The organism is Acinetobacter sp. BIGb0102 (assembly GCF_003815055.1).
Classification (GTDB): Bacteria; Pseudomonadota; Gammaproteobacteria; order Pseudomonadales; family Moraxellaceae; genus Acinetobacter; species Acinetobacter vivianii.
Window position 1 is genome coordinate 353,986 of the sequence record NZ_RKQE01000013.1, and the last position, 17,059, is coordinate 371,044.

General features: G+C 41.5%; 14 protein-coding genes. 5 read left to right on the forward strand and 9 right to left on the reverse strand.

Annotated features, from left to right (window positions below):
- Positions 1 to 268: 268 nt before the first annotated feature.
- Positions 269 to 2,212, reverse strand: a complete 1,944-nt coding sequence (gene acs / locus EC846_RS12975; protein ID WP_123775400.1) for an acetate--CoA ligase — start codon at positions 2,210 to 2,212, stop codon at positions 269 to 271.
- 329 nt (positions 2,213 to 2,541) lie between these two features.
- Here acs and EC846_RS12980 point away from each other — a divergent pair, with 329 nt between their 5' ends.
- The 3 genes from EC846_RS12980 to EC846_RS12990 all read left to right on the forward strand — a co-directional run bounded on the left by EC846_RS12980 (position 2,542) and on the right by EC846_RS12990 (position 6,201).
- Positions 2,542 to 3,111: a DUF805 domain-containing protein gene (locus EC846_RS12980; RefSeq protein ID WP_123775401.1), complete on the forward strand. Its 570-nt coding sequence runs from the start codon at positions 2,542 to 2,544 to the stop codon at positions 3,109 to 3,111.
- 136 nt (positions 3,112 to 3,247) lie between these two features.
- Positions 3,248 to 5,101, forward strand: coding sequence for an acyltransferase family protein (locus tag EC846_RS12985; protein ID WP_123775402.1), 1,854 nt, complete (start codon positions 3,248 to 3,250; stop codon positions 5,099 to 5,101).
- Positions 5,102 to 5,220: 119 nt separating this feature from the next.
- Positions 5,221 to 6,201, forward strand: a complete 981-nt coding sequence (locus EC846_RS12990) for a mechanosensitive ion channel family protein (protein ID WP_004776220.1) — start codon at positions 5,221 to 5,223, stop codon at positions 6,199 to 6,201.
- On the opposite strand, the gene EC846_RS12995 is transcribed toward EC846_RS12990, so the two are convergent.
- The 5 genes from EC846_RS12995 to prfB form a co-directional block, all read right to left on the reverse strand.
- Positions 6,181 to 6,891: a 16S rRNA (uracil(1498)-N(3))-methyltransferase gene (locus tag EC846_RS12995; protein WP_123775403.1), complete on the reverse strand. Its 711-nt coding sequence runs from the start codon at positions 6,889 to 6,891 to the stop codon at positions 6,181 to 6,183. The genes EC846_RS12990 and EC846_RS12995 overlap by 21 nt on opposite strands.
- Positions 6,888 to 8,207, reverse strand: coding sequence for a 3-deoxy-D-manno-octulosonic acid transferase (locus EC846_RS13000; protein ID WP_123775404.1), 1,320 nt, complete (start codon positions 8,205 to 8,207; stop codon positions 6,888 to 6,890). The genes EC846_RS12995 and EC846_RS13000 overlap by 4 nt, the downstream gene beginning before the upstream one ends.
- Positions 8,208 to 8,317: 110 nt before the next feature.
- Positions 8,318 to 9,382 carry an alkene reductase gene (locus tag EC846_RS13005; RefSeq protein WP_123775405.1) on the reverse strand — a complete coding sequence of 355 codons (1,065 nt, stop codon included), beginning with the start codon at positions 9,380 to 9,382 and terminating at the stop codon, positions 8,318 to 8,320.
- Between the two features lie 26 nt (positions 9,383 to 9,408).
- Entirely contained in the window at positions 9,409 to 9,711 is a 303-nt protein-coding gene (locus EC846_RS13010; protein ID WP_017196833.1) for an ArsR/SmtB family transcription factor, read from the reverse strand.
- A 162-nt stretch (positions 9,712 to 9,873) separates the two neighbouring features.
- Positions 9,874 to 10,969, reverse strand: a protein-coding gene (gene prfB, locus EC846_RS13015) for a peptide chain release factor 2 (RefSeq protein ID WP_123775406.1) whose coding sequence is annotated in 2 segments (ribosomal slippage) — positions 9,874 to 10,896 and positions 10,898 to 10,969 — 1,095 coding nt in all. Because the reading frame shifts where the segments join, the coding sequence is not laid out codon by codon here.
- A gap of 418 nt (positions 10,970 to 11,387) precedes the next feature.
- Between prfB and EC846_RS13020 the strand changes: the two genes are divergently transcribed.
- Complete coding sequence (locus EC846_RS13020) at positions 11,388 to 12,155, forward strand: putative porin (RefSeq protein WP_123775407.1); 768 nt, start codon at positions 11,388 to 11,390, stop codon at positions 12,153 to 12,155.
- Positions 12,156 to 12,353: 198 nt separating this feature from the next.
- Positions 12,354 to 13,211: a putative porin gene (locus EC846_RS13025; protein WP_123775408.1), complete on the forward strand. Its 858-nt coding sequence runs from the start codon at positions 12,354 to 12,356 to the stop codon at positions 13,209 to 13,211.
- A gap of 45 nt (positions 13,212 to 13,256) precedes the next feature.
- On the opposite strand, the gene recJ is transcribed toward EC846_RS13025, so the two are convergent.
- Genes recJ through glmM form a run of 3 tightly spaced genes read right to left on the reverse strand, consistent with a single transcriptional unit; the run spans position 13,257 to position 16,958 of the window.
- Positions 13,257 to 14,957, reverse strand: coding sequence for a single-stranded-DNA-specific exonuclease RecJ (recJ, locus tag EC846_RS13030; protein ID WP_123775409.1), 1,701 nt, complete (start codon positions 14,955 to 14,957; stop codon positions 13,257 to 13,259).
- Complete coding sequence (gene pdxH, locus EC846_RS13035) at positions 14,958 to 15,608, reverse strand: pyridoxamine 5'-phosphate oxidase (protein WP_123775410.1); 651 nt, start codon at positions 15,606 to 15,608, stop codon at positions 14,958 to 14,960.
- 12 nt (positions 15,609 to 15,620) lie between these two features.
- A complete protein-coding gene (gene glmM, locus EC846_RS13040; RefSeq protein WP_123775411.1) occupies positions 15,621 to 16,958 on the reverse strand; it encodes a phosphoglucosamine mutase in 1,338 nt (445 codons plus the stop codon).
- Between the last annotated feature and the right edge of the window lie 101 nt (positions 16,959 to 17,059).

Genomic DNA, 17,059 nt, shown 5'->3' on the forward strand with positions numbered 1-17,059 from the left:
ATGAAATGCAGGCAATGGCGCCCCCCTTGTCAAGTTTCATAACGCAGTTTAGGGAAGTTTTAGCCATAACCCTGCGGGACAGAGATATTTTTTGCCGCTACGGCGTTAGGTCTTGTTTACTTAGAATGGCTAAGTTTCACAAAACCTGCCTTGTACCGTCTAAAAAATGTCTGCTGTCGCAAGCATCTGTGAAATGTCAACAGCCCCTAAATAATGCATATAAAAAAAGAGCGTTCGATTAAACGCTCTTTTTAAATTTAAATGGTTTCTATCGGTTTGGATAAACCGTTGCAATCAAATGGTCAACCACCGCTGGTTCTGCCAGTGTTGAAGTATCGCCAAGCGTATCCAGTTCATTGGCAGCAATCTTTCTCAAGATACGGCGCATGATTTTACCTGAACGTGTTTTTGGCAAAGCTGGCGCCCAATGTAAGGCATCAGGCGTTGCCACAGGCCCAAGTACTTTACGCACCCAGTTCACCAACTCCTTACGGAGCTCTTCCGATTCTGCGACATCGGCCTGTAAGGTGACGAAGGTACAAATGCCCTGCCCTTTGATCTCATGCGGCATCCCGACCACAGCAGCTTCAGCAACCGCTTCATGTGCCACCAACGCGCTCTCAATTTCAGCCGTACCCAAACGGTGTCCAGAGACGTTCAATACATCATCGACACGTCCTGTAATCCAGTAATAGCCATCTTCATCTCGACGCGCGCCATCACCTGTGAAATAACTGCCTTTAAAGGTAGAGAAATAAGCCTCAATAAAGCGTTCTGGATCGCCCCAAATGGTTCGCATCTGGCCTGGCCATGAATCTTTAATTACCAGATTGCCTTCAGTCGCACCTTCAAGTTCATTGCCTTCACCATCCACCAACGCAGGTTGTACCCCAAAGAATGGACGTGTCGCCGAACCAGGTTTGAGCGCAGTAGCACCTGGTAATGGCGAAATCAGAATTCCGCCTGTTTCAGTTTGCCACCATGTATCGACAATTGGACAACGCCCCTCACCAACAACTTCGTGGTACCAGTTCCATGCCTCTGGATTGATCGGCTCACCGACTGAACCAAGTAAGCGTAAGCTACTGCGATCACTTTCACGCACATAAGCATCGCCTTCACGCATCATGGCGCGAATCGCAGTTGGTGCAGTATAGAGAATGGTAATGTTATGCTTATCAATAACATGACCAATACGCGCCCATGTCGGATATTGTGGAATGCCTTCAAACATCACTGTTGTGGTGGCATTGCTAAGCGGGCCATAAAGCAAATAACTATGACCTGTAATCCAGCCCACATCCGCGGTACACCAGTACACATCATCTTCTTTCAGATCAAAGATTTCTCTAAAGGTACTGTTGACGTAGACCAGATAACCACCTGTAGTATGCAACACACCTTTAGGTTTACCAGTTGAACCTGAGGTATAGAGAATGAATAACGGGTCTTCCGCTTTCATTGGCTCAGGTGGACAATGCTCATCAACTTCCATGATCGCCAAGTGATACCAGATATCACGTGGTGCATTGAACTGAATCGGGTTGCCGGTACGATGTACCACAATCACATTCTGGACGCTTTCTGTTCCTACAATCTCTAATGCGGCATCGACATTTTCTTTCAATGGAAGCAACTTACCGCCACGCATTCCCGCATCAGCAGTAATCACCAGTTTCGCTTGGCTATCTTCAATACGGCTGGCCAATGAGTCTGGAGAGAAGCCGCCGAATACAACACAATGCACTGCACCGATCCGTGCGCAGGCCAACATGGCAATCGCAGCTTCTGGTACCATCGGCATATATAACACCACACGATCACCTTTGCTGATCCCTTGTTTTTTCAGGACATTGGCAAAGCGGCACACTTCATCGTGCAGTTCGACAAAAGAGATGATCTTGTGACGTGACGGGTGATCACCTTCCCAGATAATCGCAGGCTTTAATGGATTATCTTTAAGATGACGATCTAAACAGTTTGCAGAGACATTCAGTTCACCATCTGCAAACCATTCAATTTTAAAATTATCTTGTTGAAAACTGGTATTTTTCACCTGCGTAAACGGCTTGATCCAGTCAATATTTTTTGCTTCTTCTGCCCAAAATGCTTCAGGCTGCTCAATCGATTCCTGATAACGTTTGAAATAGTCTGCTTCCGAGATTCTTGCCGTTTCTTTGAATTTATCAGGCACTGGGTAGATGTCTTTCATAGCTCACTTCCTTGGTCTTTTATCTCATATCCTAGATGCTCTCATCTATTCTTCTGGATATGTTTTGTTCTCTCTAGCAGTATGGGCACCATTTACAAGCGCAAACAATGCGGCTTTGGTCGTAGGAATGTTATTCTATTACGACTAGGGGCTGTTAACATTTCACAATGGCTGAAATGTCAACAGCCCCTAATTTATTTTCAAAAATTTACTCAAAATAATTTAAATCTGAACTGCTTGTCTATGCTTTTTCTTTTTAAAATAAGTGATTATTTTGATCATTGCATCGAGCTTAAAAGATTTAATAAACAAAAGAACAGGAATCACCTATGTTTAACCCTGAAACACCCACATCTCCTCTACCGATCAATGATCATCCATTATCGCCAAATGGACGTTTTAATCGTCTGAGTTATATCGGCTGGTACGGATTATTGAGTCTGGTGTGTGTGGCTGCTTTTATCGGCATTTTTGCATTCACTGGATTTTTTAGCATGAATCAGGCAAATGTTGATGCAGCTATCATGTCAGTATTTTCAGGCCTCTCGTTTTTTGCCCTGATTGCACTGTGGTTAGTGGCGCTGTATTGTCAAATTGTGTTCTTGATCCGTCGCTTACATGACCTGAATAAAACGGGCTGGCTATGCCTGATCTTACTGGTACCGATCCTGCAATTCTTCTTTACCTTATATGTGCTACTTGCGCCAGGTACACCACATCGTAATGACTATGGTGATGTGCGTCCTTCACGTGGCTGGGAAAAAATACTGGCTTGGATCATGATTCTCATCACAGTTCTGATGATGTTTGGCCTATTCACATTTGCTTATTATTTTGCCAGCCCAGACCTTTTGGATATGCCAACACAAATGATTCAAAACACAACTGAATATTTCTAAAGAAGCTTTATATGTGATTAAGAATATGAACAGTATCACTAAAGCTTTTCTTAAACTGCATATCTAGGCGGAGATCTATCCAATTCATGAGATAAATCAGCTATGATAGAACGAATGATTTATTCTCTTTATTTGCATGCAATCATCAACTCCTTTACGACTCGATATACAGGGATTACGTGCTGTTGCCGTCCTTGCAGTAATTATTTTTCATGTTAACAAAGAATGGTTACCATCAGGTTTTATTGGAGTTGATATTTTTTTTGTTATTTCTGGATTTATCATCTCCTCTATTATTTTAAATAATAATAAAAATTTTAGCTTCTTAAATTTCTATAAAAAAAGAATAATTCGGATTATTCCAGCATATTTACTTTTACTCAGCATCTGTGCAATTGTTTCAATAATACTACTTACCCTTTCTGATTTAAGATACTTCCTTGAAAGTTTAAAATATACTCTATATTTTTATAGTAATCATTATTTTTCTACATTTGGCGATTACTTTTCACCAATGTCGGAGGAGCTCCCTCTATTACATACTTGGTCACTTGCTATAGAAATGCAATTCTACTTCATTTTACCAATTCTGCTTACATTTTTTTCTAGAAAAAAAATTAAAGAAATAACAATTATATTAATTATCTTTCTAACATTATGGGTCGAAATAAAGCTCAACACAACCAATGAAGACCAATATTTTTCTTTACTATCAAGAATACCAGAATTTCTTATTGGAACTCTAGCCGCTCTACTCGCTAGAAACCCTATCATACAAGAAAAAAAGTTTCTAAGTTTAATTGGAATATTTATTTTACTTCCTTGCTTCTTTTTAATCCCAAATCAACACTTCCCAGGAGTATTAGGTCTAATTCCATCTATTTGCATTGCTTTAATTATTATTCAGAAAGATAGTTTTATTAATAAAATATTAGAAAGAAAGTCTCTTGTATTTATTGGAACTATTTCATATTCTCTATATTTATGGCATTGGCCAATTTTAGCCTTTTTTAGATATTATAAAAATACACAACAATTGACACTACCAACCATTATTATTGCTATTTCACTCACTTTTTTTTGTGCTTACATTTCCTACATTTTCATAGAAAATAAACTATCAAAATGCAAAGCAATTTACATTTATATATTTATAATAGCAAATTTAATTATTCTTTCTTTTGTTCTATTTTGGGGAGAAAAAATAAACAAAAAAATCACTCCTGAACAACCAACATACCTTACCAGATATGCTGATGACAAAAAAATATGCCATGGAAAAATAGTAGAAAGGTGCTTAACCCCCCTCATAAAAGACCATTCAATATTAGTTATTGGTGACTCGCATGCAGCTCAATTAAATATTTATTTTGATACTCTTCAGCTTAAATCATCATATTCATTTAACATTATATCTTCAAGCTCTTGCCTCCCTATTCAAAATTTCAATATTAATAACCTTCCAACGTGGGCTCGGGCCTCTTGTACATCTCAGACCAAAGTCATTGAGTCTAAATTAAATAATCACAACACAATAATCATTGCTGGCTTATGGTCAAAACATTTTAAAGACCAACAGTCTATGACAGCTTTAGATAACTTTATTGAAAAAAACAAAGTTAATCATCATATCATTATATTAGGGCAAATACCTACATTTACAAAAAACATTAATCGAATACAGCATTTTCAAAATTTACATTTAAATCCAAAAATATCAATCGACCTATTACAAATGGAAGCCAATGTTAAATTAAAAGAAATAAGTCAACGCCATGATATAGAATTTATTAATTTTTCTAATAATCATTTTTTTAACAATGCTCCTAAATTTAATGATAAATTTATTTACTATGATTCAAACCATTTAAATGAACTTGGATCAAAGTATTATGCGGAAGCTACTGGCAATGAGTTATTAAATGTATTAAATAAATTACAAATAAATACTCTTATTAACAGCCATTCCATAGATGATAGAAGGCGATAATATTCTTTGATTTGATTATGATGGGAAACAGAGGCTGAATTTTTCATGCGTATTCGCAAGAAATTCATTATGATTGCTTCCCTCATTGACTCCTTCCTTTGCGAAATAGAGATTTTCCTGTGGCGAATGAACAAACAACATTGACTGAAGTCGCGAGAGATACGGGTGAGCTGATTCATCAAGCAGGGACAAAAACGACCCAGACCGTACTCGCCCATACTGAAAAATATCACGATGCCTATACCACGATTGATAAAATCATGGATAGCTTCTGGGAGCGCCTGCCCTATATCGGGATCGCGATTACGGTTTTCGTTATTTTCTGGCTACTTACCAAATTATTTAAACTGTTTATTCGCAAGACTTTAGAAAATCGCAGCTATACCCGACAGAATCTGGTACTGGTGCTTAATCGCGTCGGCAGTACCTTTATTATCTTCTTCGGTTTCCTAATTGCATTGGTGATCGCTATTCCTGGCTTCACGCCAAGCCAGCTGATTGGTGCTTTGGGGATTGGTTCCGTTGCGATTGGTTTCGCTTTCAAGGATATTTTCCAGAACCTGCTGTCAGGTATCCTGATTCTGATCAGTGAACCATTTCGTATTGGCGATGATATTGTCGTTAATGGTATGGAAGGCAATGTCGAAGACATTCAGATCCGCGCAACTTTTTTACGCTCTCCAGATGGTCGTCGTATCGTGATTCCAAATGCGACCGTCTATACCAGCGCAGTCACGGTCAATAATGCCTATCAACGTCGTCGTTGCGAATTTGTGGTCGGCATTGGCTATGAAGATGATATGCAAAAAGCCAAGCAGATCATTATGGATATTTTGGATCACAATCTAAACGTATTGAGTCAACCAGGATTCTCCGTCAATGTCACGGCGCTTGCAGATTTCTCAATTAACCTGACGGTACGTTGGTGGGTCAATACCACAGAAACATCAACCTCGACCTCAATCAGTGAAATTCAGGAACTCGTGGTGACGGCATTTGATGAGAAAGGCATCTCTATTCCATATCCAGTACAGGAAGTGAAAGTCTATCGTGGCGATCAATCTGAACAGGCTGATTCCTCAGACAAACAAACGACCTAAAATATTTGATACGGCTGTTTCAGTCCGCAAAATTCGGTTGCCTATGCTCATTGCTTGGCAGCCGTTTTTTTTCAGCAGATCAATTTCATACGGAATAAAGCCACCCTCTGGCCCAATAATCAGGCTACAGCCATGCTGAATCGCATAAGGCATGTGTTGTTCCGCATAAGGATGCGCCACATAAGCAGGTCGCTCGGCATTGATCCATGTCGGCAAGACATCTTCAACAAAGGGCTTAAAGCGTTTATAAAGCTGGATCTCGGGTGCAATGGTATCGCCTGCCTGTTCCAGACCAAGCGTCACATAATCATCGAGTTGTTGTAAAAATGGCGTTTGCCAGTAACTTTTATCAACCCGATAACTATGAATCAGGCTGATTCGTTCAACGCCAACCGTCACTGCATCCATGATGATACGACGCAACACTTTGGGCCGTGGCAAGGCGAGAATCAAATGCACAGGCAGTTTTTCAGGCACTGTATCTGCCTGAATCGGTTTCACTATAATGCGCTGTTCTGAAATCTCCAACACTTCGGTGAGATAACGCAATTCTTGGCGTATCCCCACTTTCAAGCTATCACCTACGTTTAATTCGAGATGCTGCCGTAAATGTTGAAGTTGTCGTGGATTGTCAATTTGCCATGCATCATTGTTAACAATCTGGTCGGGTTCAAGCAAAACAATATTCATGGCAAAGTGGTTTGTGCGAGGTAATGATCAAGTAACTGGATATGTTTTTGTAATGAACCCTGATTACGTTGCAAGACTCGTTGCGCACGTTCAACCAGTTGCGTGGCTTGTGCAGAATCATCTAGGCAGCTCAATAAATGCTGTACCACCTGCGCGGCATCATCACCGATCAAGATACCTTGTTCAGCAACGAATTCATCCACAATACTCTGGAAATTGAAGTAACGCGGGCCAATTACGGTGGCAACATCCAGTGCCATAGGCTCCAGAATATTATGTCCCCCTCCTGGCTCATTCAGTGAACCACCAACAAAACAAGCCTGACTCAAGGCATACCACAGCCACATTTCGCCCATACTGTCAGCAAGGAAAACTTGAGTATCCGCCTCAATCGGCTGTTGCAGACTACGACGTTGAGTTTTTAAATTTAAACTTTGGCAGACTTGATACACTTCATCAAAGCGTTCAGGATGCCGTGGCACCACGATACAAAGTAAATTCGGATTTGAATTTAAATGTGGCTGCAACTCTTGTAGCAGACTGTGTTCTTCAGGTGCATGGGTACTGGCCAGCGTGATGATCTGCCGACCCGCCAAATGCCATTCCTGTTTGAGTTGCTGTGCTTGCGCTACAAAATGTTCTGGCGCAGTAATATCAAATTTAATATTGCCCACCACCTGACTTTTTGCTTGATCAAGCCCCAAGCTGACATAACGTTGCTGCGTAGCCACATCTTGTGCCAATAGCCACGTTAACTGTTGCAACATTGGCTGGGTTAAACGGCGAACTTTAGCGTAACCATTGGCAGATTTTTCAGAAAGGCGAGCATTTAATAGAATGCAGGGAATTTGCTGTTGTTTTGCTTCTGCAATCAGGTTCGGCCAGATTTCAGTTTCGACCAAAGCCAATATTTTCGGTTGATAACGCTGAAAAAACTGTTTGAGTAACGACTTCTGATCGACAGGCAGATAGACCGCCTGAAATAAATCTAAATAAGGTGCTTTTTGAAAAAGTGACTTAGCCCGTGCCTGTCCAGTCTTGGTTGTATTGGTCACCAGAACGGGATGGCCTAATTTTAAGTAATGTTCAATTAGGGGCTGGGCTGCATTGGTTTCTCCCACGGATACCGCATGAAACCAGATAGCTCCACTATTTTTGACGGGCTGAAATGGACCAAAACGCTCAAGACATTCTTGCTGAAACAGTGCATCACTTTCCGCCCGCTGCTTGATTTTCCAACGATATAACGGCTTGATACATGTCAGTAAAAAGTTATACCAGAACGGGGTTTGCTGTACTGCGTTTTGCTGCGCCATCCGAGACCATGATTCACAATTTGATTCCCGCTCATTATGCGGAATTTAAATAAAAAACTCATGCAATTTTGGTAAATCACATGAGTCATTTTTTAAAGTTTTAAAGCAGATTAAGCTTCTAACTTTTCAAATACAGGATAATCAGTATAGCCTTCCGCACTTGCACCATATAATGTTTGTGGCTGAAGCGGATTTAATGGTAAGTCATGCTGCAAACGATCCAGTAAATCTGGGTTTGCAATATATTGTTTACCAAATGAAACGGCATCCGCCTGTCCAGTTGCCAAAATACGTTTTGCTGATTCGGCAGTAAGGCTTTCATTGGCAATCCATACGCCTTTAAATTTAGGGCGTAATTTTGGCATTAAGCTGTCTTCTGCTTCATATTCACGTGTGAAAATAAAGCCAATATTGCGTTGATCCAATTGCTCAACCACATAACCAAACGTTGCCAATGGATTTTCATCACCCATATCATGCGAATCACCACGTGGTGCAAGATGCACACCAACACGACCCGCGCCCCATACTTCAATGAATGCATCGACCACTTGCAATAATAAACGCGCACGGTTTTCAATTGGGCCACCGTATTCATCATCACGTTGATTGGTTGTGCTTTGCAGGAACTGATCGATCAAATAACCATTGGCAGCATGCAATTCAACACCATCAAAACCAGCTGCTTTTGCCAATTCTGCAGAATGTTTATATTGCGCAACAATTTCCTGGATTTCTTCATGCGATAAAGCACGAGGAGTTACAAAAGGACGTTTTGGTCGAAGCAGGCTCACTTCACCTGCAGGCTGAATCGCGCTTGGTGCGACAGGCGTATCGCCATCCAGTAAGTCTGGATGTGAAATACGTCCAACGTGCCATAACTGAACCACAATTTTCGAGCCTTGTGCATGCACAGCATCTACAATTTTGTGCCATGCCTGAGCCTGTTCTTGTGACCATAAGCCCGGGGTATTGGCATAACCTGCTGCTTTTGGACTGATGACAGTCGCTTCAGTAAGAATTAAGCCCGCATTGGCACGCTGTTGATAATATTCCACCATTAAATCGTTCGGAATACGTTGTGCACCACTACGTGCTCTGGTTAGAGGTGCTAAAACCAGACGGTTTTTAATTGTAAAATCACCTACTTGTAACGCAGAATTTAGTTCAGCCATGATCGCCTCAACTTACACTTCTTGATTTAAAGTGTTTGTTTTAAATGTTCGATGTATTGCTGAATCAAAGCTTCATTGCGGGTAAAATAGGACCATTGCCCATATTTTTCGACATTAATCAAACCTGCCTGCTGTAACACAGACAAATGATTCGACATGGTCGACTGTGCAACCTTTCCTAAACGTTCGATGTGCCCTGCACATACGCCCCGTTCGAAACTGCCACCACATTCTTGTACCGGTAAAAATTGCTCAGGCTCTTTCAACCATTGCAAAATCTGTCGACGTAATGGATTGGCTAAGGCCTTGCTTATTACATCAATATCCATAGACTCACCACGCTTCTCAACAGGCAAAGCTTTGTTCAGCATCTAAACCCAGTATATCGAAATTTTTAAATATTAATATCTATTTTTTCCGATATTAATATCATATTTTTTCGATTAACTAGACGATGCTGAACGAGATTGCCGTTTTAATTGGATTAAAACTTATAAACCTTGCTTCAAACTTGCTTCGATAAATTTATCAAGATCACCATCTAAAACTGCTTTGGTATTAGAAGTTTCTACACTGGTACGCAAGTCTTTGATACGTGAATCGTCTAAAACATAAGAACGAATCTGGCTGCCCCAACCAATATCAGACTTGGAATCTTCCAACGCTTGCGCAGCTTCATTACGTTTGCTCATCTCTAATTCATAGAGTTTGGCACGTAACTGTTTCCATGCGTGATCACGGTTAGCATGTTGAGAACGCTGGTTCTGACACGCCACCACAATACCTGTTGGTGCGTGAGTTAAACGTACCGCAGAGTCAGTTTTGTTAATGTGCTGACCACCCGCACCCGAAGCACGGTAAGTATCGGTACGGACATCCGAAGGATTGATATCAATTTCGATATTGTCATCAATCTCAGGTGAAATAAACACGGCCGAGAATGAAGTATGACGGTTATTGTTACTGTCAAATGGTGATTTACGTACTAAACGGTGAACACCACTTTCGGTACGTAACCAGCCATAAGCGAACTCGCCATCTACACGAATGGTCGCAGATTTAATCCCTGCAACATCGCCATCAGAAACTTCCATCAATTCCGCTTTAAAGCCGTGACGTTCAATCCAGCGCAAATACATACGCAATAACATCGACGCCCAATCTTGTGCCTCTGTACCACCAGAACCAGACTGGATTTCAAGGAAGCAAGGATTTGGGTCCATCGGATTGCTAAACATACGGCGGAATTCAAGATTACCTAAAGCCTGCTCAGCACTGTCTAATTCAGCCTGTACATCGACAAGCAAGCTTTCATCATCCGCTTCAACAGCAAGATCAAGCATCGCTTTAGCATCATCGAGCTGTTCTGCAAGACGATCAAATACACCAATGGTATTTTCTAAACTGCCCTTTTCTTTTGCGATGGCTTGAGCACGGTTTTGATCATTCCAAATCGCAGGGTCTTCTAATTCTCTTAAAACTTCTTCTAAACGTTCAACTTTTAGATCGTAGTCAAAGATACCCCCGTAGTGTTTGGCTACGATCAGATAAATCTTTCAATTGGACTAAATACGGATTAATTTCCACGCGTGTTTTCTCACAACTTTTTCACTTAATCCGCTATTTTAACATAACTGTTTTGGTCGACACAGCACCCTTATTTTGGCTTTATTTGTTTAAAAAAATAATATTTCAAGTTAGCTATTCAGCATAAACAATTGGCTGAATTCGCCTTATTTGAGTTTAAATTGCTTAACAATTCATCTAAATTTGTCTTAAAAATAGCCACAAACACAATCTCTCCTAAGTTTTAATAATTCAAAACAATTCAAATTTATAATTAAATATCAATAATATGCTTTGTCAATTTTACAAGTCACTTACATTCGTACAGTCCACTTACGTTCCTACGATTGACGCTCTTGTTATTTCAATTAGACTGGGAGTTGTAACAAAACATGTAATCAACATTCATTTGGTTCATTATCTCAAAAGGGGCATAACCATGAAAAAATTAGCAATTGCATCAGCACTACTCTCTGCTTTAGCAGTAACAGGCACTGCTCATGCTTATCAAGCTGAAGTCGGTGGTTCATACACTTATACTGATTGGGATGATTTCGATGGAACCCATAGTTTTGGTGTAGATGGTACGTATTATTTCAATCCTGTACAAACACGTAACGCACCACTTGCTGAAGCTGCGTTTTTAAACCGTGCAAGTAATGTAAAAGCGAATGTGAATTATGCCGACAATAACGGCATCAAAGATTCACAATATGGCGTAGGTGTAGAATATTTCGTACCAAACAGTGATTTCTATTTAAGCGGTAATATCGGCCGTGATGAACTCGAAGTTGATAACACACCTGTAGATAAAAAAGTAACAACTTATGGCGCTGAAATTGGTTATTTACCAGCACCTGGTTTATTACTTGCTTTAGGTGTTAAAGGTTACGATGAGAAGAATGGTAAAGATGGTGCAGATCCTACAGTTCGTGCGAAATACGTAACTCAAGTAGGCGGCAACGATATTAACCTTGAAGCTTATGGTGCCTTTGGTGATCTTGACGAATATCGAGTTAAAGGCGATTACTACCTTGATAAAACTTTAAGTGTAGGCGCTGATTACTACAATAACGACCTGACTGACCGTGACGAATGGGGTATTTCTGCGAAGAAATTCCTAAATCAACAAGTTAGTGTTGAAGGCCGTGTAGGTTTTGGTGATGACTACAATACTTACGGTATCCGTGGTGCATACCGCTTCTAATACATGAAGCTCAGTAGCAACACATAAGAAACGCCCTGAATATTCAGGGCGTTTTTTATTGGGCCAGTTTTTTAACAGCATCCGCTTTTCTTTTGCTTATACTTTTATTCCCTCTTTAAGAATTGACGCTTTCAGATTTTTGAATACACTACAGCCCGTAACAAAATTTGTATTCTTTTTAATCGAGGGGAAGTAGCAATGAAAAAATTAAGTCTTCTTACAGCACTAATCGGTGCGTGTTTTGCAATCAATGCCCATGCCTATCAGACCGAAACGAAGGGATCATATGAACGGATCAACATGGACGATGGCAAAGGAAATAGCGCTGTCATTACAGGAAAATATTATTTTAATCCCGTACAAACCCGTAATGCACCTTTAGCAGAAGCAGCTTTTCTGGATAGAGCATCCAATATTGGCGGCGGCTATGCCTATAGCAAACTGAAAGATGACGAAGGTTTTGGTGACCTACAATTTAATATCTTAGGTCTGCAAGGTGAGTTCTATATCCCGGATTCTCAATTCTATCTGTCTGGTGCTTTACACCGTACCAATGTTAAAACAACTATTAATGGAGTGGGTTCTCACTCTAAAAATGGTCATGGCTATCATCTAGAAGCGGGTTTTCTGCCAGTTCATGGTTTATTACTTGCGGCAGGTGTTGCAGATCTGTCAGATAGTATTGATCCAATACAAATTGCTCAATATGGCTTTATGACGAATATTGCCAACTCTGCCATTGTTTCTGAAGAAAAGGATGATACCGCTATTTCTTTACGTGCCAAATATGTCACGCAAGTGGGCGGCTACTACACCAATTTTGAAGCACTTAGCTATATTGGCGATGAAACAACATATCGTTTAGGTGCAGATTTATATCTTGATCCAACTTTGAGCATCGGTATCTCATTTGCTGATTCGACGCTGAAAGATTCAGACAGTATTTTCAATATTCGTGCGCAAAAATTCCTTAATCCGCAATTTGCTGTAGGTGTCGGTTATACCACGACAGATGGTGCAGACTCATATGGTCTCAATGGAACAGCTCGTTTCTAATCACAACCTATGAATTTAAAAATCCGCTCTAATGAGCGGATTTTTTTATTGTTTTAAATGGGCGATTTGCAATTGCAGACTGGTATTACCATTAAATACATTACGTTCCAGCGTATAAACCAGATCGACATAACCCAGCATTGGATCAAATTCAAAACGATCTTTTGCATTAAAGGCAATGGCATCCACAGAATGCGGCCCGACAGCCAGTTTCAATTTCAGGTGCTGCTCTTTCAACCAGCGATAATCAATGACTTTGAAACGTCCTTCAAATTGCGGTAATGGAAATTTTTGTCCCCACGGCCCCAGTTGCTCGATCCAGTCCAGCGTGCCTAAATGTAGATCGGCATCGGTCAACTCACCGTCCGTCCACAAAGTCGCCTGAAATAAATCTTCATCCATCTCTGCAATTGACTGGGTAAATACGGTTTTGAAGGTATCAAAATGTTCTTTTTTTAGGGTCAAACCCGCTGCCGCGGCATGACCACCAAAATGACTGACCAGATGAGGATATTGTTCAGCCACCTGCTCAATGGTATCGCGGATATGAATACCTTCAATCGAACGTGCTGAACCCTTGATATGTACACCATCTTCATCAGGTGCAAACACCAGACTCGGACGATGAAACTGTTCCTTTAAGCGCCCTGCAACAATTCCGATCACACCCTGATGCCATTGTTCATCAAACATAACCAGCGCAGCAGGCAAATGTGTAGTTTCCAGTTGAATATGTTGCAAGGCTTGCATCGCCTGTTGCTTCATCTCACCTTCAACCTGACGGCGCTCGATATTCAATTGATTTAATTGCTGGGCAAGTGGATAAGCCGTTTCCATGTCTGCGGCAAGCAGACATTCGATCCCGATACGCATGCTTTCCATGCGACCTGCGGCATTAATACGAGGCCCGACAACAAAACCTAAATCTTGTGCTCGCAGACTGACAGGATCACGTCCAGCAATATCCAGTAAAGCTAAAATGCCCGCACGGCATTGATGTTGCTGAATCCGCTTCAATCCAGCATCAATCAGGATACGATTATTATAGTCCAGTGTCGCAACATCGGCGTAGGTTCCCAATGCCACCAGATCCAGATACTGCGTGACCTTGCTGGTCGTTTTACCTTGCTGAGTTCGTAAACTTGCCAGTCGAGCCAGCACATAGAAGGCGACACCTACCCCAGCTAGTGCTTTACTGGAAAAGTCGCAACCCAGCTGATTTGGATTTACAACCGCTTCAGCAGCTGGTGTCGGTTTAGTGGTTAAGTGGTGATCGGTGATGATCACCTGCATTCCCAATGCCTGTGCCGTTTCCACGCCTGCATGGCTGGAAATACCATTATCCACGGTAATCAAAAGATCGGGCTGATAAATTTGCTGAGCCAGTTCTGCAATCGCAGGGGTGAGTCCATAACCGTATTTAAAGCGGTCAGGCACCAGATAGTCCACTTTGGCGCCCATTTCTTTTAAAACCAGCACCATCAATGCAGTACTGGTTGCCCCATCCGCATCATAATCCCCGACAATCACAATCTGTTTTTGTTGATCGATCGCCTGATCCATCAACTCAACTGCCGTCTCCAAGCCTTTTAGTGCTGGAGGTAACAAGTGTTTCAGTTTTAGCTCAAGCTCTTGTTCTGATTGCACGCCCCGTCTTGCCAGAATTTCAGCAATAAAAGCAGGCACGCCCTGAAACTGTTCAGGGCGTGTAATTAAAGGTCTTTTTTGAATTTGAATCTGCGTCATTTATGGCATCAAACGTTGTAGGGCCCAGTGATCGTTTTGTTTTTCATAACTCAAACGATCATGTAAGCGATTTGGTCGCCCCTGCCAGAACTCATAATAATCAGCTTCTAAGCGGTAACCGCCCCAAAACTCAGGTTTATCCAGTTCAGCTTGGGCTTGGCTCTGTAATTCTTGAAAGCGTTGTTGCAGTACTTCACGACTCTCAATCACGCCACTCTGTGGTGCGCTGATATGCGCTGCGATCTGACTATCACGCGGACGTTTATGGTAATAATCCGTCGATTCCTGTTCAGAAATCTTTACGACTTTGCCGCCAATCCGTACCTGACGTTCCAGACTAGGCCAGTAAAATAACAATTCAGCATAAGGATTTTCAGCAAGATCCAAGCCTTTCTGACTGTCATAATTGGTATAAAAGTCATAACCCGCTTCTGTCGCGCCACGCAACAAAACCGTACGCACATGCGGGCGGCCTTGTGCATTTGCTGTTGCTAAAGACATGGCATAAGGTTCATGCAAATTCGCTGCAAGGGCATGATTAAACCAGTTTAAAAACTGCAAGTGAGGCTGCTCACTCACTTGGGTTTCACGTAATTCACCTTGCTCGTAACTTAAACGTAATTCACTCAGGTCTTTAATCACATCATTCATGCTGGGACTCTCTTAAGCAGCTTGGGCGTGAGCACGTACCGCATCAGCCAGATGATTGGCTAGTGCTTCAACTTCTTGCTGCTGATTGCCTTCCACCATGACACGAATAACAGGCTCTGTACCTGACTTACGAATCAACAGTCGACCACGTCCTTTCAGTTGCTGCTCTGCTTTTTCAAATTCTGCAACCAGTGCAGGAATCGAGTATGGGTCAATCATATCCTGTAAACGGACATTGACCAAAACTTGCGGGAACAGTTCAAAGCCTGCAACCAGTTCATGTAAAGCCTTACCTTGTTCGACCATTACTGTTAAGACCTGAAGCGCAGCAATGATCGCATCACCCGTGGTACTCTTATCCAGCGTTAAAATATGGCCTGAAGGCTCACCACCTGTCACCCAGTTATTTTCTTCTAACGCCTGTAACACATAACGGTCACCCACTTTGGCACGGACAAAGCCAACTTCAGCCTTTTGTAAGGCAAGTTCCAGTGCCATATTGCTCATCACAGTGCCGACAACGCCTGCTGGCTTGTGGTTTGCCTGTGTCGCTAGGATATACAGGATATGGTCACCATCAACCAATTGACCATTCTTATCAACCATCACCACACGGTCTGCATCACCATCAAAAGCAATACCAAGATCCGCCTGATGTTCGATCACAGCTTTTTGCAATTGTTCAGGATGGGTTGAACCACAGTTTTCATTGATATTTAAACCGTCTGGCTCATTAAACAGTGGGATAACTTTCGCACCTAATTCACGGAATACTGATGGGCCTACGCTATAAGCAGCCCCATTGGCACAATCCACCACGATTTTTAAGTTACGTAGGTCAAAATGGTATGGGAATGTCGATTTACAAAATTCGATATAACGCCCATTGGCATCTTTGACACGTACGCTTTTACCTAGATTTGCTGTGTCATCAATAATCAGGTCTTTCTCTAATTCCTGATTGATCTGATCCTGAATGGCATCAGGTAATTTCTTCCCTTCGCTTGAGAAGAATTTAATCCCGTTATCGAAATATGGGTTATGTGAAGCTGAGATCACGATACCTGCATGTGCATGTAGCGCACGCGTTAAATGTGCGATCGCTGGTGTCGGCAAAGGCCCCAACAGATGAACATAAACACCTGCCGCATTTAAACCCGCCTGTAATGCAGCTTCCAAGATATAACCAGATAAACGTGTATCTTTCCCTAATACAACTATCGGCTTACTCTTAGGACTATTTCTTTTTAATACTGTTCCCGCAGCAAAACCTAGTTTTAATGCAAACTCTGGGGTAATTGGCATTTGTCCAAACTTGCCTCGAATTCCATCAGTACCAAAATAGCTCATGTTTTACTCACTTTCTTATCTTTTATATGGCCTGTAACCATATCTTTCTTCATCTTGTTCACTTTACACCAAAACAAAAAAAACCGTCAGTACACTGACGG